The sequence below is a fragment of the Sporosarcina cascadiensis genome, assembly GCF_009650995.1.
Taxonomy (GTDB): domain Bacteria; phylum Bacillota; class Bacilli; order Bacillales_A; family Planococcaceae; genus Sporosarcina; species Sporosarcina cascadiensis.
In genome coordinates, this window is sequence record NZ_WHVV01000029.1 from 1 (window position 1) to 19,582 (window position 19,582).

The window sequence follows — 19,582 nt, forward strand, 5'->3', positions numbered from 1 at the left end:
AAGTGTTTTTTCAGCTGAGTAGCTGTCTTGCAAATGCGACGCTTATTAATATACCATCGTTCTTTTTATAATGCAAGTACTTTCGCTATTCTTTTTAAAAAAGAATAGCGAAACCGCACAGTGCCGCGAATCCAGGTACTCCTAATACTGCCAGAATCACACCCGATGCAATATTGACCGGTACATAGATGCCAATAAAACCACCAGCTATATTCATTAAGAAGAGAACAAAGAATGCAAAAGCCAGCCGGAACCAAAAAACCGACAGACGCTCCATACCTTTTTCCAATGCACCTTTATTCATCCGCAATAGAATTAATAACACAGCACCAATCATTGCAATGACTAAAAACTTCACAGAAAACGCCCTTTCTATCATAGATAGTTAACTATATGCGTTTCTGCTGTCTTTTAGTTCACTTGTTCCCTAAATTGCGAATCTTGGCTTCCCTGAATAGATAAAAGTATTTGCATTCCGCTATTTTGCGCTGTGCCAGAACGCTTTCATCATAATCACTCACATAGCTTTCAACTTCTCTTGCACGTTCCCAATCTTCTTTTGCTTCTATCATAAGTGCATGAAGACTCTCATCAAACTCTTTTTTCAGTTTGTTCTTTTTACTGAACATTTTCCCCACACTCCTTACAGTTCGCGACGGCCTTCCAATGCTCTTGAAAGCGTGACCTCGTCTGCATACTCTAAATCACCGCCGACCGGCAGACCATGCGCGATGCGTGTAGTCGTGATCCCGGATGGTTTAACAAGGCGTGAAATATACATCGCGGTAGCTTCCCCTTCTATAGTAGGGTTTGTTGCAAGGATCAGTTCCTGTACTTCTTCATCCTGGAGTCTGGTCAATAAACTTGGTACGTTGATATCTTCAGGCCCAATGCCGTCCATCGGAGAGATTGCCCCCTGCAGCACGTGATATAAACCGCGGTAATCACGCATCTTTTCCATGGCGATCACATCTTTCGGATCCTGCACTACGCAGATTGTTGTACGGTCACGCGATTGATCTTGACAGATATAGCAGGGATCGATGTCTGTAATGTGTCCGCACACTGAACAGAATTGGAGATTCCGCTTCGCATCCACCAATGCCTTTGCAAAATCGAGTACAGTATCTTCCTTCATACTTAATACAAAAAACGCCAGCCGGCCCGCAGTTTTCGGGCCGATACCTGGCAGTTTCATAAAGCTATCCATTAATTTTGATATAGGTTCAGGATAATGCATTGCTATACCGCCTCCTAGAACATCCCAGGCAAGTTCATTCCTTTAGTAAATTGGCCCATTGTGGAGTTCGTGATTTCTTCTGCTTTTGCAATTGCCTCATTAGTAGCGATAACAATCAGGTCTTGCAGGATTTCTACGTCTTCCGGATCAACTGCTTCCGGATCGATGATGACTTCCAGAACTTCCTTGTGACCGGATACGATGACTTTCACCATACCGCCGCCAGCTGTTCCTTCCATCCGTTCTTCACCTAAGTTTTCCTGTGCTTCTGCCATCTTCTTTTGCATCTTCTGCATTTGCTTCATCATACCTTGCATATTTCCCATTCCGCGCATCCTAATTCCTCCTTAGTAATTCAATCATCTTCTATTGTAATAAAGTCTTTGCCAAACAATCTTTCCGCTTCCGCTACGAACGGATCGGCTTCTTCCAGCGTTACTTCTTCCATAAAGGCAGAAGCAGGCTGCTCTGCAGCACTTGGCGAAGAGGTGTCCGGATTTTGCTGACTGGCCAGCCCGTTTTTCTGAATGAAATCCTGACGAACCTTCAGCCAGCTCTCTTCCGCCACATAAATCACTTCGTAGCCTTTCCCCGTCATCCGCAGCAAAGCAGTAGACAAGTCCGCCTGAAGAGTTGCGTGTTCAGATGCCATCAAGCAATGAATTTCGTATTTGAATTTTAACACAAACGCCGTCTCAGATGCCGCTACCGGTTCAGCATCATCTAAGAGCGCAGCATGCGATCTTTGCAGATTCTGCATCATGCCTGCCCATTGTTCCCGGATCATCTGGATATCAGGTTTGGTTGCTGCCTTCAAGACCTCGACAATTTTCCCTGTCGGTACTTTGGCCGATCTGGAAGCACTTGAAGCCGCCCTTCTTGCCGGTGTCTGCGGCTCTGCACTTGCCTGTTGGACAGGTCCTGCCGCCAGTTGCTGCTGCAGCTGCCGTACGGTCTGTTCCAAAACAGCAAGCTTTTGAGACATTTCCGGATCTGCCGGCTGGCTTGACACTGCCTGTTGCTGTCCTCCTGAATGAATCATCTTCAGTAAGGCGGACTCGACATACACTTTGCCGTGATTCGAGAATCGCATTTCCTGCTGAGTTTTCGACAGAATATCAATATATCGGTACAGTTCTTCCGAATGAAACGCCTGCGCAAGCTCTTGGAACTTCCCGCCGTCCGAAATTAATTCGAGCAGGTCTGTCAGCTCCGGTGCTGTGCCAAGCAGCAGTATGTCACGGAAAAATGTGATCATGTCTTCTGCCAGTCTGCCGACATCTTTTCCTTCCGCAATCAATCGATGCAGCAAGGAAAGCGCAGTTCCCGCATCTTTCGCCTGAATCGCCTGTGCAAGCTGATAAAAGATTTCTTCACCGATCGCTCCGGTTACAAGCAAAGCATCATCAGTCGTCAATTCTTCTCCGCTGAATGAAATCGCCTGATCGAGCATACTCAACGCATCCCGCATACCGCCGGTCGCCGCCTGGGCAATCGCGCGCAGCGCACCGTCTTCCGCCTTCACGTCAATATCACTCAGCACTTGCTTCATCCGGTCCATTATTTCTGCTGCGGTAATCGGCTTGAAGTCAAAACGCTGACATCTCGATATAATAGTCAGAGGCAGTTTATGGGACTCTGTCGTCGCCAGTATGAATACGACGTGAGCAGGCGGTTCTTCCAGAGTTTTCAGCAGCGCGTTAAACGCTGAGTTCGAAAGCATATGCACTTCATCAATGATATACACTTTGAAACGCGCATTGGAAGGTGCGACATGCACACGTTCAATAATGTCGCGGATTTCTTCCACTCGTGAATTAGAAGCTGCGTCAAACTCGGTTACATCAGTATTCGAACCTTCCGTAATGCTTCTGCACGTCTCACATTCATTGCAAGGCTCCGCCGCCGGTCCATTTTCACAGTTCAGTGCTTTTGCAAAAATCTTCGCCGCACTGGTCTTCCCTGTTCCGCGCGGGCCTGAAAATAAATAGGCGTGAGTTGTCTTCTGATGGAGAAGGGTATTCTGCAGTGTTTGCTTGATTGCCTGCTGACCGGACATTTCACTAAAAGCCTGCGGTCGGTAAGCACGATATAATGCTTGATAAATCAACTGCGTTTCCCCCTTTTCTCCAATTGCATAATACTTCTATTATAGCATATAAATCATTTGTTCAGCTTGATAAACTCTTGTTGATTTTACGCAAAAACTTCTGTCCACTCATCTTTTTTAGCCAGCATATTGCGTGCCAATTCCTTTGCACCTTCTAGACTGTGGCTAGCTGCCCATCCGCACTGCACTTCATTGCAGGCAGGCACTTCTGTCGCTGTTAACACGTCATTCAGCGTCTTCTCTACTATAGAAAGGACATCCTCGTAATCTTCGTGATTGATAACTGCCAGATAATAGCCCGTCTGGCACCCCATCGGACTGATATCAACAATCTTATCCGAATGGTCACGGCTGAATTCCGCCATCATATGCTCAAGCGAATGAATAGAAGGCATATCCATATGCTCTTTATTCGGCTGGCAAAAACGCATATCGTATTTATAAATTTTATCTCCGTTTATACCTTCTGAAGTTCCCGCTAATCGAATGTAAGGTGCTTTCACTTTCGTATGATCCAAATTAAAACTTTCTACGTTCATTTGTTTCTCCGCCATTGTAAATCGCTCCCTTTTATCATTGAATACGTTCTCATTCGAAGTATACACCATTTCGAAGACATAAAAAACTCGTCCATTCTGAAAACGGACGAGTGAATTGTTTAATTAAAGCCGTGCACCTTTCTTCGACTGCCGCACATAAGCGTTACTCTTGTCGTTGGCTCGGACTAGGCTGCCCCGCGGCACATGAGAGAGTCCACTTAATGCTGCTTCCTTCCGGACCTGACATGATTCATGGGTTCCCATTGCGCAGGACCCAGACGTCAACACTACGTGCAAGAGGCAGACCCTACATACGGACAGCCTCAGAAAAGGAATTCAGTCTTGCTAGAGCGGATTGCAAGTTACAGGGCACCGCTAATTCCCCACCTAGCACGGCATTTCTTATTATACGGATTCAGCGAATGAAAATCAAATTTTTCTTTGCGATTTATGGCAGATCGCTTTTCATTTGTGAAATAAAAAAACTTAATAGTTAACGGTTGACACGTTTTTCATAACGTGATATAGTATTACTTGTCCAATACGGAGGAATACCCAAGCCCGGCTGAAGGGATCGGTCTTGAAAACCGACAGGGGTGTTAAAGCCCGCGGGGGTTCGAATCCCTCTTCCTCCGCCATATTTTTAGACACTGCACGTTACTTGATGTAACGTTTTTTTATTGCTTATAAACAGAAACAGCATCCGGGAAAGTGTCCGGATGCTGTTTTTATTTTGTAATGCATGCGCCATCTTCTGCCGGCTGCATGGCAATTGCCTGATAGTGCGGAAAGCGCTGATCCAGTAAAGCTGCCACTTGCTGCTCCGTTTCAGGCGGAACCGCGATGAACAGAGATGGCCCCGCTCCACTGATCGTCATGCCGTATGCACCGATTTCATGACATGCTGAACGAATTTCATCGAAGTCGGGAAAACCGATTTTCCGGTATGGTTCATGATAAATATCGCGTTCCATCATTCTTCCTGCTGTAACCCAGTCCGAATTTGCAATCGCAGCCGTCATTAAACTGCCCGCCGCACTACCCCGAATCGCCTCTTTATGTGTCAGATACTCTGGAAGCAGCCCGCGGGAAGCTTCTGTTTTCAGAGCAACTGGCGGAACCATGATCACTACACCAATCGGCGGTGCCGGAAAAGTCAGGACTTCCATTTCTTCTTCAGTGAAGTAAGAAACCGTCATTCCCCCGAGCAATGCAGCTGTGACGTTGTCTGCATGTCCCTCCATCTCACTGCCGATGCGGAGTTTCTCGAGCTTCGACAGCTGCAAATCAGAAAGTTCATTCGCAATCTCAATCCCGGCGGCAATCGCCGTTGCACTGCTTCCGAGACCCTTTCCCAACGGAATATCCGAGTAGATAACAAGTTTTTGCGGCGCAGCTGTCTGATCATAACGCGCAGCAGTCTGCTGGATGGTCTGCACGATCAGATTCGTTTCATCTGTCGGCAGGGAGGCATATTCTTTATCCTGATATTGAAGATGCCAGGCTGGAGCCGGTGTTGCTTCTATAGTCATTTTAAGTGAAAGGGCAAGACCTAAATGATCGAAGCCGGGTCCGAGATTCGCCGTAGTGGCTGGCACGGTCACTGAAAAACCGGCTTCTGTCATTAGTCGTTCCCCTCTTTCAATTCTTTCAAGAAGTTATCGAACTGTTCATTCGTCATTAATGGCTTGTCAGAGTTTACGTTGATCGCCGTCTCAGGATCTTTCAGACCGTTACCCGTTAGAATCCCGACAATCGTTGTGCCTTTTTCAATCAGTCCGGCATCTAGACGCTTTTTAATCCCTGCGATCGTTGCGCAAGAAGCAGGTTCTGCGAAGATTCCGTCTGTTGCAGCAAGTAATTGGTATGCTTCCAGGATCTCTTCATCTGTAGCAGACAGGATATCGCCACCGGATTCTTCTAATGCCTGAGTCGCTAAATGCCAGCTGGCCGGATTACCGATACGGATTGCCGTCGCCACTGTTTCAGGCTCTTCAAATACACGGTCATAAACGATCGGCGCCGCACCGTCTGCCTGTACACCCAATAGCTTTGGCGTGCCTGTGCCTTTTTTCTCGGCATACTCTTTGAAGCCTTTCCATGCAGCCGAGATATTTCCTGCATTCCCGACAGGCAATGCGAAGATATCCGGAACTTTTCCAAGCTGCTCGATTGCTTCGAATGCTACCGTCTTCTGTCCTTCTAAACGGTAAGGATTCACAGAGTTTACCAATGCGATTTTTCCTTCGCCAAGTTCACGGACCATACGTAGCGCTTCGTCAAAGTTTCCTTCGATCGCCACGATTTCTGCTCCGTACATTTTTGCCTGCGCTAATTTACCGAGCGCGATGCGTCCTTCCGGAATTACAACAATCGTACGCATCCCCGCACGCGCACCGTAGGCCGCCGCTGCAGCAGATGTATTGCCAGTTGAGGCACAGATCAATGCTGTTTTTCCTTCTTCTTTTGCTTTCGCAACCGCCATCACCATTCCGCGGTCTTTGAATGAACCTGTTGGATTTGTACCTTCTGTTTTTACATAGAGATTAATTCCCCATTGCTTTGAAAGGTTTTCCAGGTAAATCAAAGGTGTGTTCCCTTCCTGCAATGTCAGTGCAGGTGTATTCTCTGTGACCGGCAGCCACTCTTTATATTCTTCGATCAATCCGTTCCATCTTCTCATAATCAATTATTCTCCTTCCACCCGGTAATGACTGGAAATGTCAATGACCGCTGGTGTCTCTTTTAAGTCTTGTAAAATATCTAGATGCTGCTGACGTGAAATCTTATGTGTAATGAAAACCAAGTCTGCACCTTCTTCATGGATTTCAGAATCCTGAACGACTGTAGCCAGGCTTGCTTTATGGTGACTGTAAATCGATGTCAGCTCTGTTAATACTCCTACTTCATCACGAACTGTGATGCGGTGGAAATAGCGTGCAAACTTCTGATCATCTGTTTTTACCTGGCGCTCATACTGCGGTGCATGCTCTCTCTTGCCGTTGACGCCAAGCAATATATTGCGGCATGCCGCCACTACATCACCCGTTATAGAGGTAGCTGTCGGCAACGAGCCTGCGCCAGGTCCGTAGAACATTGTCTCGCCTACTGCATCACTATATACGTATACTGCGTTAAATTCATTATTGACGGTTGCAAGCGGGTGAGTATTTGGTACGAACACAGGCTCTACAGCCACTTCAATTCCGTCTTCATCCTTCTTTGCAGATCCGGTCATTTTAATTGTATAGCCAAACTGCTCGGCAAGCTGCAGATCTCCATCTTTAATTTCTTTCAAACCGCGAATAAATACGTCATCAATATGCACTTCTGTAGAGAATGACAAAGACGCCAGAATGACCATCTTACGCGCTGCGTCCAGCCCATCCACATCTGCAGAAGGATCTGCTTCCGCAAAGCCTAATTCTGTTGCTTCTGCCAATGCGTCTTCATATGTCTTATTTTCATCCTTCATCTTTGTTAGAATGAAGTTAGTCGTTCCGTTGACAATCCCTGTCAGTGCAGTGATCCGGTCGGATGCCAATCCGTCTTCTAAAGTACGGATCAACGGGATGCCACCGCCGACACTCGCTTCATATAATAAGTCGCATTTTTTTTCATCTGCCAGCTTCAGCAGTTCAGGTCCTGATTCAGCCATCACGTCCTTGTTTGCTGTCACAACACCTTTGCCCGCTTCCAATGAACGGCGGATCGCCTCAGATGAACCGCCCGTTACTTCAATGACCAAATCGATTTCAGGATCATCAAGCACCTCATCCAGCGAGGTGGTGAACATTTCTTTCGGTATGACGCCATTGCGTTTTTTGTCTAAGTTTTTCACTACTACCTTTTTAATTGATACGGGAACTCCAAGCTTATGCCGCAAGTCTTCCTGATGGTTATGCAAAATGGTTGCCACGCCGCTTCCTACGACTCCGTAACCTAGCAGACCAATATTAATTTCATTTTTCATTTGACGATTCTCCTAACTATATGTACACTATGAAAAAACAATCGTTCTTCGTATAAGGACAATTATAGAGAATTCTGCCTTTAATAACAACCCGTTTTCATGAATCTTCTAAAAATAATAGAAAGATAATCTTAAATTAGAATAGGATCTGGTAATTAATGAAAGTTTGTAAATTTGGCGGGACGTCCGTCGCATCCGCAGAACAAATCCGTAAAGTAGTTGATATTGTCGCCTCAGACCCGGCAAGAAAAATTGTTGTCGTCTCAGCACCGGGAAAACGGTCTTCAGACGATATTAAAGTAACTGACCTTCTTATTGAACTTGCCGACACATCGCTGGCTGGTAAAGATACAGACGAGGCATTGCAGAAAGTGGTCTGCCGTTATCACGAGATTGCAAGGGGGCTTGGTATGGATGAAGAAATTTCCCAAGTAATCGAGCAGGATATAATTAGACGTCTGAAGAAAGATCAATCTGACGAGGCTCTCTACATTGACAGTCTGAAAGCTGCGGGTGAAGACAATAATGCCAAATTAATTGCTGCCTATTTTCGTCATATCGGAATGCAGGCAGAGTATGTTAATCCCCGCGAAGGCGGATTGCTGGTCAATCACCGCCCCGAACGAGTTCGCGCACTGCCTGAAGGAAACGCAAAACTTTCTAAGCTTCGCGACCGTAATGAAATTATCGTATTCCCGGGCTTTTTTGGCTATACAGAAGACGGAACATTACGTACATTCAACCGCGGCGGATCCGACATTACAGGTGCACTGTTAGCTGCAGCAACAAACGCAGAACTTTATGAAAATTTCACTGACGTGGATTCCGTTTTCGCGGCAAATCCAACGATTATTGAAAACCCCCGTGCAATCGAAACCGTAACGTACCGTGAAATGCGTGAATTGGCATACGCCGGCTTCTCTGTCTTTCATGAAGAAGCATTGGTTCCTGCATTCCGTCACTCGATTCCTGTCTGCATCAAGAATACAAATAACCCGAGTGCTCCAGGTACAATGATTTTGCGAAACCGTGATAACACGATTCAGCCGGTTGTCGGCATCGCGGCAGATAAAGGGTTTTCCACTTTATTCGTCGATAAATATTTGATGAACCTCGAAATCGGTTTCGGGCGTCACTTGCTGCAGATCTTGGAAGAAGAAGAGATTCCTTACGAACATACGCCTTCCGGAATCGACAACTTGTCCGTCATTATCAAGAGTGAGCATTTGTGTGAAGAAAAGGAAGCTCGTATCATATCTCGCATCGAACAGGAATTACATCCCGACGATGTACACTTCCAAAAAGACTATTCCATGGTCGTACTCGTTGGAGAAGGCATGCGCCATACAAGAGGCTTAGCCGCACGCGCAGCATCTGCCATTGCAAGAACAGGCGCCAATATCGAAATGATCAATCAAGGTTCATCAGAAGTCAGTTTGGTGTTCGGTATTCAGGAACAGGATGAAAACCTTGTGCTTCGCGAACTGTATAAAGAATTTTTCTCAGAAGTTCCTGCTCATTGATAGACAGAAGACGGCATCAGTTACCGGATGCCGTCTCTTTTTTGATGACAGCTGCTATTCTCTCGATGATCAGGTCAATATCCTGCTCATTTTCAAGTAAATCATAGTTCTCAATGTTTAAACGAATAACCGGACAAGCTGTAAATGTAGAAATCCAACTCTCGTAGCGATGATACATCTCTTCCCAATAGCTGCGGGAGGTCTGCAGTTCCATATCCCTGCCCCGTTTTTCAATACGTTCCAAAATTGATACTAATGAACCTTCTAAATAGATTAATGCGTCCGGATGCGGGAAATAAGGAGTCATCACCATTGCGTCATACAATTCGAGATAGGTCGCGTAATCGACAGGATCCATCGTTCCTTCATCAGCGTGCATCTTCGCAAAAATTCCTACATCTTCATAAATTGAACGATCCTGAACGAAGCCGCCGCCATCTTCAAAAATCCGTTTTTGCTCCTTAAAGCGTTCCGCTAAGAAGAATATTTGCAAATGAAAACTCCAGCGTTCAAAGTCACTGTAAAAACGCTCCAAATACGGATTCTCCGCCACATTTTCAAAAGATGCCTGAAAACCTAGACGTGAGGCCAGGGCTTGAGTCATCGTGGACTTCCCTGCCCCTACCATGCCCGCCACTGCAAAAACACTGTTCATTGGGATTTCATGTGATTTCATTCAGTTTCATACCTTCCTGTACCGCCGCTTCAATCCGGGCGAGTATCGTCTTCATATCTTCTTTATTTCGGACAAAGTCCATTTGATTTCCATCTATATGAAGCACAGAGATGTCAGGATGTGTCTGCTCAAATTCCGGTATGTACGAACGGTAGTCATCGGAGAGCTGCTGCAAATAATCCAAATCCATATCTGCCTCATACGAACGGCCGCGCTGATCAATACGTTCCTGCAGGACGGACAGCGATGCAGACAATGAAATGACGATATTCGGCATCGGTAAATCCGTCGTCAAAATACGGTATATTTCTTTATACTTGGCAAAGTCCTGTGTTTCTAACGTGCGTTGGGCAAATAGCATATTTTTGAAAACATGATAATCCGCCACGACTGGGATACCAGCCGATATATAGTCTTTATTGATTTGTTTTAATTGTTCATATCGATTGCAGAGAAAAAACATTTCTGTTTGGAAGCTCCACTTCTCTCTGTCCTGATAAAATTGATCCAAAAAAGGATTTTCACTGCTGATTTCCTGCAGCTTTTGATAGCTGAATGTCTCGGCAATCGCTGCAGTCAGTGTCGTCTTTCCTGCACCGATGGGCCCTTCTACAGCAATGAATGGTACAAACACGTAGTAATCACCCTTCCGATATAGTTGCATGTTCTATTTTAGCATATTCAGCAGTATGCCATGATAAATAATGGAGACAGATTTGTATTCATTGGATGCTGGATATTCTAATGTTTCACGTGGAACAATGGCAATTTCTATTTTGTTTTCTACATGCTAAACTGTTCATAAGGAGTGAACAAACAGATGAAAGATGATCAATACTATATGCGTTTGGCATTGGAAGAAGCGCAGATGGCAGCAGAACTGCATGAGGTACCTATCGGCGCAGTTATCGTACATGACGGACAAGTGATCGCGCGGGCACATAACCTCCGTGAAACATCACAAAATGCTGTAACGCATGCAGAGCTAACTGCCATTCAGCAGGCGTGTGAAACGATTGGCAGCTGGCGATTGGAAGATACTGTTTTATACGTCACACTGGAACCCTGCCCTATGTGTGCAGGCGCCATTTTACAATCCCGGATTCCACGTGTTGTATACGGTGCACGGGATCCAAAAGGCGGCTGTGTCCATACTTTTTATCACTTGCTGAACGATGAACGGTTCAATCATCAGTGTGAAGTAACAGAAGGCATACTGGCAGAGGATTGCGGCCGGATACTGACGGATTTCTTCCGTGCACTTCGCCAAAAACGAAAAGAAGCAAAGAAGGAAGCCGGCCGGCAAGAGTGAGTTAATTCACTTTGCGGCAGGCTTCCTTATTGTTATTTTGGTGCTTCGATTTTTTCTTTTCCGCCCATATATGGACGCAATACTTCTGGAATCACGACTGAACCGTCTTCCTGCTGGTAGTTTTCCAAGATAGCAGCTACTGTACGGCCTACAGCCAAACCGCTGCCGTTCAGTGTATGAACATATTCAGGCTTTGCTCCTGCTTCACGGCGGAAACGGATAGAAGCGCGCCGTGCCTGGAAATCTTCAAAGTTTGAACAAGAGGAAATTTCACGGTAGACATTCTGCGTTGGAATCCATACTTCCAAGTCGTACTTCTTGGCAGCTGTGAATCCTAAATCCGCTGTACACATTTTTAGAACACGGTACGGCAATTCAAGAAGCTGCAAAACACGCTCAGCATGTCCTGTTAATTTTTCCAGCTCATCATAAGAATCTTCCGGCTTGACGAAACGTACCAGCTCCACTTTATTGAACTGATGCTGACGAATCAACCCGCGTGTATCACGGCCCGCAGAACCTGCTTCAGAACGGAAATTTGTGCTGTATGCTGCGAAAGCCTGCGGCAGTTTTGCTCCGTCTAAAATTTCATCGCGGTAAAAATTCGTTACCGGCACTTCTGACGTCGGAATCAGGAAGTAGTCTTCTTCTTCAATTAAGAATGCATCTTCCTCAAACTTCGGAAGCTGCCCTGTACCCGTCAGGCTCGCACGGTTCACCAAATAAGGCGGAAGCATTTCTTCATAGCCGTGCTGATCTTGATGAAGGTCCATCATGAAGTTGATCAATGCCCGCTCAAGCCGGGCACCCAGACCGCGATAAAATACGAAACGGCTGCCCGTTACTTTTGCGGCACGTTCAAAATCAAGCAGCTGCAAGTCTGTGCCGATTTCCCAATGCGGCTTCGGTTCAAAATCGAACGCCGGCTTCTCACCCCATGTGCGGACTTCTACATTATCGTCTTCACTGTCACCGACCGGCACACTGTCATGTGGGATATTTGGAATACTCATGACGACATGATTCAGTTCTTCTTCGACTTTCGCAAGCTCTGTATCGTATTCTTTGATTTCTTCTCCGACTTCGCGCATTTTCGCGATGACTTCATCTGCATTCTCTTTGTTGCGCTTCATTTGTGCAACTTGCTGAGAAACTTCGTTGCGCTCTGCTTTCAGAACTTCCACTTTAGATAGAATCTGACGGCGCCTTTCATCCAGCCCGCCGAACTTTTCGAAGTCCGTTAAGTCTTCGCCCCGTTTACTGAGTTTTTCCTTTACTTCTTCATAATTTGAACGCAATACTTTACTGTCCAACATGCAAATCGCCTCCTAATAATTATTTCACATCACCAGTTTGGTCCTGTCATGAATACGGTTCTTAGCCGAATACAAATAAAAAAAGCCCTCCATCCCCTATAAAAGAAGGGACGAGAACTACCCGCGTTGCCACCCAAATTGACTTGAAAAAGCCCACTTGTTTGAGATATCGGCTCAACTGACCGGCAAGAACCTACTGCTTTCAGTTCTGCTGCTCCAGGACGGATTCACAACGGCCTTTTACCGGTTCTCACCATTTGCCGGCTCTCTTAGAAAAAACACATTTGCTACTGCTTCCTATCATCGTGATGTGTATGAAATTATTCTCATTATACTATATGTCTGTGATTAATCAAGTAAAGAACGAAGGCTCCCTGCATACACACAGGGAGTTTCCTCTAATCAGGAACTGCGGATGGCCATTAATTCACTTTCCGCAAGCTTGGAAATATCCAAGCCTTTCATTGGCGTGCCGATTCCTTTAGACAGCTCCGCCACCAAACTGTAGTCCTTGAAGTTTTCTGTCGCCTGTACAATCGCACGGGCGAAAGCTTCCGGATTTTCTGATTTGAAAATTCCCGAACCGACAAATACACCGTCTGCTCCCAGTTCCATCATCAAGGCAGCGTCAGCCGGAGTCGCCACACCGCCGGCTGAGTAATTTACAACCGGCAGACGTCCGGTTTCTCTTATCGCCAGCAGAACTTCATACGATGCACCAAGATTGCGGGCTTCTGTCATCAGCTCATCTTTGCTCATATGCACCACTTTATTGACCTGTGCATTAATCATACGCAAATGACGTACAGCTTCGACAATATTACCCGTTCCCGGCTCCCCTTTTGTCCGCAGCATTTTCGCCCCTTCCCCTAAACGGCGGGCCGCTTCTCCTAAATTACGGGCACCACAGACGAATGGCACCTTAAACTCACTCTTCAGCAAATGAAATTCGTCATCAGCCGGTGTCAGCACTTCACTTTCATCTATAAAGTCTACGCCGAGCGACTCCAGTACACGCGCTTCCGAAATATGCCCGATGCGCGCTTTTGCCATGACCGGAATAGATACCGCCTGCTGTACTTCTTCCACAATACGCGGGTCTGCCATTCTCGCCACACCACCCGCCGCCCGGATATCTGAAGGCACCCGCTCTAATGCCATGACGGCTACTGCCCCTGCCGCTTCTGCTATTCTTGCCTGTTCTGCATTAATGACGTCCATAATGACGCCTCCGTATCTAAAATTCATTTCCCTTCCCCCTTTTCTATATTTTCAGTATAATGGAAATTGACCACATGAAAATAGCCAGATCTTCACTAAATGAAGTAGTCAGAAGGAGAATAATATGATGGATATGATCTTTATCGAGCTGCAGAAGAAATCTGTTACACCGCTTTATCAGCAAATATACAATCAGGTAAAGCAGGACATCATCGGTGGAAAATTCCCGGTCGGTATGAAACTGCCTTCCAAACGGCAGCTTGAAGATTTTTTAAACGTCAGCCAGACTACCATTGAAATGGCCTATGACCAGCTGACTGCAGAAGGTTTCATTGCGGCAGAACCGCGGAAAGGTTATTTTGTACAGGCTATTGAAGAGCTCGCTTACGTCCAGCCAATGAAATCAGAGCCCGTACAAGCTGCAGCTGCAGCAGAACCCATTCATTATGACTTTTCAGCAGGTGCAGTCGATACGGAACATTTCCCTTTCGCAGCCTGGCGGAAATATGCACGCGATATTATGGACTTATCCCACTCCCATTTATTGCTGCTCGGTGATCCGCACGGCGACCTGGAACTGCGGCAGGAAATCGCCCGGTATTTATATCACTCTCGCGGGGTCGACTGTATACCGGAGCAAATCATTATCGGTTCCGGCACAGAGCAGCTACTGCCGCTGATTATCCGGATACTTGGCAGGGATGCGCGCTATGCCATTGAAGACCCTGGCTACTTGATGACACGGCATGTATTTTCTGAAAACTATCGGCAGACAGTTCCCATTGCCGTGGATAATGAAGGAATGGATGTAAAGGCTCTTCAACGCTCTGATGCCTCCATAGCTTATGTCACCCCGTCTCATCAGTTTCCGACCGGTACAGTACTGTCAGCAGCACGCAGGACTGCCCTTCTGAACTGGGCTGCTACTAATTCGGAATTTTTCATTATTGAAGATGATTACGACAGTGAATTTCGTTATCGCGGACGCCCGATTCCTTCCTTGCAGGGAATGGACAAAGGTGAAAATGTCATTTACCTTAGTACTTTTACTAAATCCCTGATGCCGTCGATGCGGATTGCCTATATGGTGCTGCCGCCGATGCTGCTCGACAAGTACCGGCAGGCATTCATTCCGTATTCCTCATCGGTGCCGCGGATCGATCAGCATATTCTTGCACGCTTTATGGCAGACGGACAATTCTCCCGACACCTGAACCGCATGCGGAAAATTTACCGGCGAAAAATGCAGACACTAACAGAGATGCTCAAAGCGTATGAGCCGCACGTTTCATTCACAGGAGATGAAGCAGGCATGCATATTCTGCTGCATGTACACAGCGAAGAATCAGAAAAAGAATTGCTCGGCCAAGCACTGGCGGCCGGGATAAAAATTCGCAGTCTTGATACCTACCGGGTGTCACCGAATCATACCGACCCATCGTTTCTCATCGGCTTCGGCGGCTTGACAGAAGACGAGATCCGGTCAGGAATTCTTGCGCTGTTTGAAACATGGAAAATTAAAAAAGCAGCGGTGCCTACTAAGTAGGTCCGCTGCTTCTTATGTGTCAATTAAATAATCCTTTTACAAAACCAGTTGAACTCTTCCATGCGCTTGCGAAGAAATCACCGATTGCTCCCATCGTAAGAGAGAACCAGCCTGCTTTCTTCACTTCTTCTGTCGTGACAACTTCTGTGCCCGCTGTCTGCCCATCGATAAAGCCATAGTCAGAGCCTTCTTTTTTCACTAATTTCACATGGCCGATTACTGTGCCTTTTTTAATTGGCGCTTGAACCTTACCGTCCTTCACCAGCTTTTCATCCAATACAAGCTCAGGCTCGTATTCTTTTTTATCACTGTTGCGGATCATCATACTGACAGGTTCTTTTGTAGCGATTGCCACTTTCTTTTCTTTTCCTTTAATGACACCAAGCGATTCTTGTTTCTTGAATTGGTGTCCCGCCGGTAAAAGTTCTGTTTCTGAAAACTGGCTGAAGCCGTAGTCAAACATTGCGCGGGTAGCATTGAAACGGGCCTCGTATGATCCTACACCCTTCGTATCCACCGCATTCATTACCACAGCAATCACCCGCTTATTATCGCGTGTGGCTGTTCCTGTAAAGCAATGACCGGCGAATTCCGTCGTACCCGTTTTCAGTCCGTCCACTCCCGGATATTCATATACCAGTCCAGGCAGCATGAAGTTCCAGTTAGCCATGCTGATGGCATCATCTGTACCTTCACGGAATACCTTCTTGCTGATTTTTGTTGTTTCCAGCACTTCCGGATAGTCCTTCAGCAAGTGATAAGCTAATTTAGCCACAGAACGGGCCGGCATGACATTTTCATCATTCTCTCCCGTACCTGCCGCATGCATGCCCTGCAATTCTTTATTATTTAAACCAGTTGAATTGACAAATTTATAATCTTTTAATCCGAACTCTTCCGCCTTGGCATTCATTAGTTTCACGAATTCGGCTTCCGTACCGGCAATCGTTTCTGCAATTGCGATCGTTGCTGCGTTAGCTGAATAAATAGCCACTGCTTCATAAAGTTCACGGATAGTATACGTACCGTCACGGCGAAGAGGCACATTGCTCAAACGGCGATCCTGCGACACAGCGTATGTATAGCCATTCACGCGATATTCCTGATCCCAGGAAATCGTACCTTCTTCCAGTGCCTCAAACATCAAGTATTCTGTCATCATCTTCGTCATACTTGCGATTCCAAGTGGCTGATCAGCATTCTCTTCATATAAAACTTTTCCACTGTCCGCGTCAATTAAAATTGCTCCGTCCACATGAATCCCCAATGAAGATTCTGCATTTGCCGCCTGCGTATTCACACCGATTGTCATCCATAACATCATCGGCACGATCAACGCTGCCAGCCATCTTCTAGTACCCTTTTTCACTCATTATACCCCCGTATTGACAATATCAAAAATCAGTGTAACATATTCGCATCTTCTCATGTATCTTTATCCTAAAAAAAACACCTTTTCGCCCATGAAAAGTGACGAAGAAAGGTGTAATAACATAAGATCGGCAGAAGGTACGTATACCTAACTACCAATCACTATCAACTTCTTAGCGTACAGAGTAGTTCGGAGCTTCTTTTGTGATCTGCACCTGATGCGGGTGGCTTTCCTGCAAGCCTGCCCCGGTCATGCGAATGAACTGTGCATTTTCACGGTGTGCTTCCAAATCTTTTGAACCGCAATACCCCATACCGGAACGAATGCCGCCTACCAGCTGATGAATCGTATCTGCCAAGGGTCCTTTATACGGCATGCGTCCTTCAATGCCTTCAGGTACCAATTTCTTCTGGTCTTCCTGGAAATAACGGTCTTTCGAGCCTTGTTCCATCGCTGCAACAGAACCCATGCCGCGATATACTTTGAAGCGTCGTCCCTGGAATATTTCAGACTCTCCGGGGCTTTCCGTCGTACCTGCCAATAAACTTCCGAGCATTACAGCATGTCCGCCGGCAGCAAGTGCTTTGACGATATCACCTGAATACTTAATACCGCCGTCTGCAATAATTGTTTTGCCCAGTTTTCGTGCCACTGAGGCGCATTCATAAATCGCAGTGATCTGAGGTACTCCGACACCCGCAACTACACGTGTTGTACAGATAGAACCAGGTCCGATGCCGACTTTCACTACATCAGCGCCAGCTTCATAAAGAGCTTCTGCCGCTTCCGCTGTCGCTACATTTCCTGCAACAATTGCAAGTTTAGGGTATTGTGCACGGATATCCTTCACCGTATTCAAAACACCCTTAGAATGCCCGTGAGCTGTGTCAATTACGATCAGGTCCACTTCTGCCTGCACGAGCTTCTCTACGCGAGTAGCTGTATCCACAGTTACCCCAACAGCTGCTCCGACCAGCAAACGTCCAGCCTGATCTTTTGCCGCATTCGGGAACTCAATAACCTTTTCAATATCTTTAATCGTAATCAAACCATTCAGGATTCCTTTATCATCCACAATTGGCAGTTTCTCGATTTTGTACTGCTGCAGCATTTTCTCTGCTTCTTCTAAAGTTGTTCCTACAGGAGCCGTCACTAATTTTTCCTTCGTCATAACTTCATCAATGAGGATTGAATAGTCCTGGATAAATCGAAGATCACGATTCGTTAAAATACCAACCAGTACCTTCTCCTCCATATTATTCACAATTGGCACACCGGAAATGCGGTATTTTCCCATTAAATGCTCTGCATCAAACACTTGATGTTCCGGGGTCAGGAAAAATGGATTCTTAATAACCCCATTCTCCGAGCGCTTTACCGTAATAACCTGCTCTGCTTGCTCTTCAATGCTCATATTCTTATGAATCACACCCACCCCGCCTTGGCGAGCCATAGAAATTGCCATCTTGGATTCAGTTACGGTATCCATTCCCGCACTGATAATCGGAATGTTCAACTGAATCTGCTCCGTTAAACTGACAGACATTGAAACATCTTTCGGCAGCACATCCGATGCAGCCGGCACCAATAATACATCATCAAACGTCAGACCTTCTCGAGAAAACTTTGATTCCCACATGAACTTTCTGCCTCCTAAAATTACTATTGTCAGTGAATATTATTAAAAGGTTATCAGCGCCAATGAAACGTGTCAAGGCAGTTCGCCGTAAACTATTTATTCTTATTATTTATCAAGCAATTTTTCAACTGACTTCTGCATTTTCAGTGGATTCGTCTGAGGTGCAAAACGATCAACAACCTGCCCGTCCCGGTCAATTAAAAACTTTGTAAAGTTCCATTTAATCCCCTCAGTGAGCACGCCTTTCTGCTGATCTGTTAAGTATTCGAATAAAGGCTCCGCTTTATCCCCTTTTACATCAACTTTTGCGAATATCGGAAAAGACACCCCGTAATTTATTTGACAAAACTCCACGGTTTCATCGATATTATCAAACTCTTGATTATTGAAGTTATCAGACGGAAAACCAAGAATCACAAGTCCCTGATCTTTATATTCTTCATACATTTGCTGGAGTTCCTTAAACTGCTTTGTAAAGCCGCACTTGCTTGCTGTATTCACAATAATCATCGGCTTTCCTTCATATTCCCGCAGCAGTTTCTCTTCCCCGCCAGTCGTTTTTACGGTGAAATCGTAAACAGTTGTCATAATTGATTCGCCTCGTTTCGTTTTATTCACTGTAACTGAATTTCATGAAGAAACCCAGTATCCTGTCTCAACGAAATATTGGGTGTCTGCCCCTGAAGCAACGCTGGAAGATCTTCCTGAATCCAGACAGGGCCATATGTTTATCGCTGATTCAAGCATGGAATAGAATGGACTTGAAATCCATTGTGCCTGCAGGCGAGCCAATAATGCCGGTCAGCGAACCAATCTGCGTATCTGCCGCACCAAAGCGAACTTCTTCCGCACCATAGTACCCTGCCGGCGAACCAAACACCTCTGCCACCGAACCAACTCTGCAGCCAGCCGAACCAATGAAAAACTGCTTCAGGTTTCCGGCGCAAGAGAACGGGTGATTTATCTCTCCATGAGCACAGACGCAAGGTGTATGATCAAGTACGGCAGGTCCATGATCACTGGCAGGGAGAGAATAAACACGAGCGCAGGGTGTATGATCAGCGGTCAGAAGGCTAGGAGCGTTTGAAGGGAATGTATGATCAAACAAGCCTTAG

At 46.0% G+C, this 19,582-nt stretch carries 20 protein-coding genes, 1 tRNA gene, 1 other RNA gene and 1 other annotated feature; of the genes, 4 read left to right on the plus strand and 18 right to left on the minus strand.

Annotated features, from left to right (window positions below; all coding sequences use genetic code 11):
- Positions 1 to 94: 94 nt before the first annotated feature.
- The 7 genes from GDZ68_RS17475 to ffs form a co-directional block, all read right to left on the minus strand.
- A complete protein-coding gene (locus GDZ68_RS17475) occupies positions 95 to 358 on the minus strand; it encodes a pro-sigmaK processing inhibitor BofA family protein (protein ID WP_228551162.1) in 264 nt (87 codons plus the stop codon).
- A gap of 58 nt (positions 359 to 416) precedes the next feature.
- Positions 417 to 629, minus strand: a complete 213-nt coding sequence (locus GDZ68_RS17480) for a YaaL family protein (protein ID WP_153723606.1) — start codon at positions 627 to 629, stop codon at positions 417 to 419.
- 14 nt (positions 630 to 643) lie between these two features.
- Entirely contained in the window at positions 644 to 1,240 is a 597-nt protein-coding gene (recR, locus tag GDZ68_RS17485) for a recombination mediator RecR (protein ID WP_153723607.1), read from the minus strand.
- A 14-nt stretch (positions 1,241 to 1,254) separates the two neighbouring features.
- The gene (locus GDZ68_RS17490) at positions 1,255 to 1,575 is read right to left on the minus strand and encodes a YbaB/EbfC family nucleoid-associated protein (RefSeq protein WP_153723608.1); all 321 of its coding nucleotides are present in this window, start codon (positions 1,573 to 1,575) and stop codon (positions 1,255 to 1,257) included.
- A gap of 20 nt (positions 1,576 to 1,595) precedes the next feature.
- Positions 1,596 to 3,350, minus strand: a complete 1,755-nt coding sequence (gene dnaX, locus GDZ68_RS17495; protein ID WP_153723609.1) for a DNA polymerase III subunit gamma/tau — start codon at positions 3,348 to 3,350, stop codon at positions 1,596 to 1,598.
- 86 nt (positions 3,351 to 3,436) lie between these two features.
- A complete protein-coding gene (locus GDZ68_RS17500; protein ID WP_153723610.1) occupies positions 3,437 to 3,904 on the minus strand; it encodes an S-ribosylhomocysteine lyase in 468 nt (155 codons plus the stop codon).
- 114 nt (positions 3,905 to 4,018) lie between these two features.
- Positions 4,019 to 4,285: signal recognition particle sRNA large type (gene ffs / locus GDZ68_RS17505), an RNA gene on the minus strand.
- Between the two features lie 149 nt (positions 4,286 to 4,434).
- Between ffs and GDZ68_RS17510 the strand changes: the two genes are divergently transcribed.
- Positions 4,435 to 4,527, plus strand: a tRNA-Ser gene (locus GDZ68_RS17510).
- Between the two features lie 90 nt (positions 4,528 to 4,617).
- On the opposite strand, the gene thrB is transcribed toward GDZ68_RS17510, so the two are convergent.
- From thrB to GDZ68_RS17525, 3 genes are read right to left on the minus strand one after another with little or no spacing between them, the layout of a single operon-like run.
- Positions 4,618 to 5,514: a homoserine kinase gene (gene thrB / locus GDZ68_RS17515; protein WP_153723611.1), complete on the minus strand. Its 897-nt coding sequence runs from the start codon at positions 5,512 to 5,514 to the stop codon at positions 4,618 to 4,620.
- Positions 5,514 to 6,572: a threonine synthase gene (gene thrC, locus GDZ68_RS17520; RefSeq protein ID WP_153723612.1), complete on the minus strand. Its 1,059-nt coding sequence runs from the start codon at positions 6,570 to 6,572 to the stop codon at positions 5,514 to 5,516. The genes thrB and thrC overlap by 1 nt, the downstream gene beginning before the upstream one ends.
- A gap of 6 nt (positions 6,573 to 6,578) precedes the next feature.
- The gene (locus GDZ68_RS17525) at positions 6,579 to 7,862 is read right to left on the minus strand and encodes a homoserine dehydrogenase (RefSeq protein WP_153723613.1); all 1,284 of its coding nucleotides are present in this window, start codon (positions 7,860 to 7,862) and stop codon (positions 6,579 to 6,581) included.
- A gap of 158 nt (positions 7,863 to 8,020) precedes the next feature.
- Between GDZ68_RS17525 and GDZ68_RS17530 the strand changes: the two genes are divergently transcribed.
- Positions 8,021 to 9,385, plus strand: a complete 1,365-nt coding sequence (locus GDZ68_RS17530) for an aspartate kinase (RefSeq protein ID WP_153723614.1) — start codon at positions 8,021 to 8,023, stop codon at positions 9,383 to 9,385.
- A 16-nt stretch (positions 9,386 to 9,401) separates the two neighbouring features.
- Here the strand turns inward: GDZ68_RS17530 and GDZ68_RS17535 are convergent, their stop codons facing one another.
- Together GDZ68_RS17535 and GDZ68_RS17540 are read right to left on the minus strand one after the other, a co-directional pair.
- Positions 9,402 to 10,061: a deoxynucleoside kinase gene (locus GDZ68_RS17535; protein ID WP_153723615.1), complete on the minus strand. Its 660-nt coding sequence runs from the start codon at positions 10,059 to 10,061 to the stop codon at positions 9,402 to 9,404.
- Complete coding sequence (locus GDZ68_RS17540) at positions 10,048 to 10,695, minus strand: deoxynucleoside kinase (RefSeq protein ID WP_153723616.1); 648 nt, start codon at positions 10,693 to 10,695, stop codon at positions 10,048 to 10,050. The genes GDZ68_RS17535 and GDZ68_RS17540 overlap by 14 nt, the downstream gene beginning before the upstream one ends.
- A gap of 186 nt (positions 10,696 to 10,881) precedes the next feature.
- On the opposite strand from GDZ68_RS17540, the gene tadA reads away from it, so the two are divergent.
- On the plus strand, positions 10,882 to 11,373 hold the full coding sequence (tadA, locus tag GDZ68_RS17545; RefSeq protein WP_153723617.1) for a tRNA adenosine(34) deaminase TadA: 492 nt from the start codon (positions 10,882 to 10,884) through the stop codon (positions 11,371 to 11,373).
- Positions 11,374 to 11,405: 32 nt separating this feature from the next.
- Here tadA and serS read toward each other — a convergent pair whose 3' ends face one another.
- Both serS and pdxS read right to left on the minus strand, forming a co-directional pair.
- Complete coding sequence (serS, locus tag GDZ68_RS17550) at positions 11,406 to 12,689, minus strand: serine--tRNA ligase (protein ID WP_153723618.1); 1,284 nt, start codon at positions 12,687 to 12,689, stop codon at positions 11,406 to 11,408.
- Positions 12,690 to 12,792: 103 nt separating this feature from the next.
- Positions 12,793 to 13,002 (minus strand) — a binding site (T-box leader).
- A gap of 89 nt (positions 13,003 to 13,091) precedes the next feature.
- Positions 13,092 to 13,937: a pyridoxal 5'-phosphate synthase lyase subunit PdxS gene (gene pdxS, locus GDZ68_RS17555; RefSeq protein WP_153723619.1), complete on the minus strand. Its 846-nt coding sequence runs from the start codon at positions 13,935 to 13,937 to the stop codon at positions 13,092 to 13,094.
- A gap of 100 nt (positions 13,938 to 14,037) precedes the next feature.
- Here pdxS and pdxR point away from each other — a divergent pair, with 100 nt between their 5' ends.
- On the plus strand, positions 14,038 to 15,456 hold the full coding sequence (pdxR, locus tag GDZ68_RS17560; protein WP_153723623.1) for a MocR-like pyridoxine biosynthesis transcription factor PdxR: 1,419 nt from the start codon (positions 14,038 to 14,040) through the stop codon (positions 15,454 to 15,456).
- 19 nt (positions 15,457 to 15,475) lie between these two features.
- On the opposite strand, the gene GDZ68_RS17565 is transcribed toward pdxR, so the two are convergent.
- The 4 genes from GDZ68_RS17565 to GDZ68_RS17580 form a co-directional block, all read right to left on the minus strand.
- A complete protein-coding gene (locus GDZ68_RS17565; protein WP_376776834.1) occupies positions 15,476 to 16,825 on the minus strand; it encodes a serine hydrolase in 1,350 nt (449 codons plus the stop codon).
- A 175-nt stretch (positions 16,826 to 17,000) separates the two neighbouring features.
- The gene (gene guaB, locus GDZ68_RS17570; protein WP_153723620.1) at positions 17,001 to 18,467 is read right to left on the minus strand and encodes an IMP dehydrogenase; all 1,467 of its coding nucleotides are present in this window, start codon (positions 18,465 to 18,467) and stop codon (positions 17,001 to 17,003) included.
- A gap of 105 nt (positions 18,468 to 18,572) precedes the next feature.
- Positions 18,573 to 19,055 (minus strand): glutathione peroxidase, encoded by a 483-nt coding sequence (locus GDZ68_RS17575; protein WP_153723621.1) that lies wholly within the window; start codon positions 19,053 to 19,055, stop codon positions 18,573 to 18,575.
- Positions 19,056 to 19,206: 151 nt separating this feature from the next.
- Positions 19,207 to 19,356 (minus strand): hypothetical protein, encoded by a 150-nt coding sequence (locus GDZ68_RS17580; protein WP_153723622.1) that lies wholly within the window; start codon positions 19,354 to 19,356, stop codon positions 19,207 to 19,209.
- Between the last annotated feature and the right edge of the window lie 226 nt (positions 19,357 to 19,582).

Coding starts and splice junctions, on each gene's coding strand:
- GDZ68_RS17480 (WP_153723606.1), bottom strand. CDS start 629: ATGTTCAGTAAAAAGAACAAACTGAAAAAAGAGTTTGATGAGAGTCTT.
- recR (WP_153723607.1), bottom strand. CDS start 1,240: ATGCATTATCCTGAACCTATATCAAAATTAATGGATAGCTTTATGAAA.
- GDZ68_RS17490 (WP_153723608.1), bottom strand. CDS start 1,575: ATGCGCGGAATGGGAAATATGCAAGGTATGATGAAGCAAATGCAGAAG.
- GDZ68_RS17500 (WP_153723610.1), bottom strand. CDS start 3,904: ATGGCGGAGAAACAAATGAACGTAGAAAGTTTTAATTTGGATCATACG.
- thrB (WP_153723611.1), bottom strand. CDS start 5,514: ATGACAGAAGCCGGTTTTTCAGTGACCGTGCCAGCCACTACGGCGAAT.
- thrC (WP_153723612.1), bottom strand. CDS start 6,572: ATGAGAAGATGGAACGGATTGATCGAAGAATATAAAGAGTGGCTGCCG.
- GDZ68_RS17525 (WP_153723613.1), bottom strand. CDS start 7,862: ATGAAAAATGAAATTAATATTGGTCTGCTAGGTTACGGAGTCGTAGGA.
- GDZ68_RS17530 (WP_153723614.1), top strand. CDS start 8,021: ATGAAAGTTTGTAAATTTGGCGGGACGTCCGTCGCATCCGCAGAACAA.
- GDZ68_RS17535 (WP_153723615.1), bottom strand. CDS start 10,061: ATGAAATCACATGAAATCCCAATGAACAGTGTTTTTGCAGTGGCGGGC.
- tadA (WP_153723617.1), top strand. CDS start 10,882: ATGAAAGATGATCAATACTATATGCGTTTGGCATTGGAAGAAGCGCAG.
- serS (WP_153723618.1), bottom strand. CDS start 12,689: ATGTTGGACAGTAAAGTATTGCGTTCAAATTATGAAGAAGTAAAGGAA.
- pdxS (WP_153723619.1), bottom strand. CDS start 13,937: ATGAATTTTAGATACGGAGGCGTCATTATGGACGTCATTAATGCAGAA.
- pdxR (WP_153723623.1), top strand. CDS start 14,038: ATGGATATGATCTTTATCGAGCTGCAGAAGAAATCTGTTACACCGCTT.
- guaB (WP_153723620.1), bottom strand. CDS start 18,467: ATGTGGGAATCAAAGTTTTCTCGAGAAGGTCTGACGTTTGATGATGTA.
- GDZ68_RS17575 (WP_153723621.1), bottom strand. CDS start 19,055: ATGACAACTGTTTACGATTTCACCGTAAAAACGACTGGCGGGGAAGAG.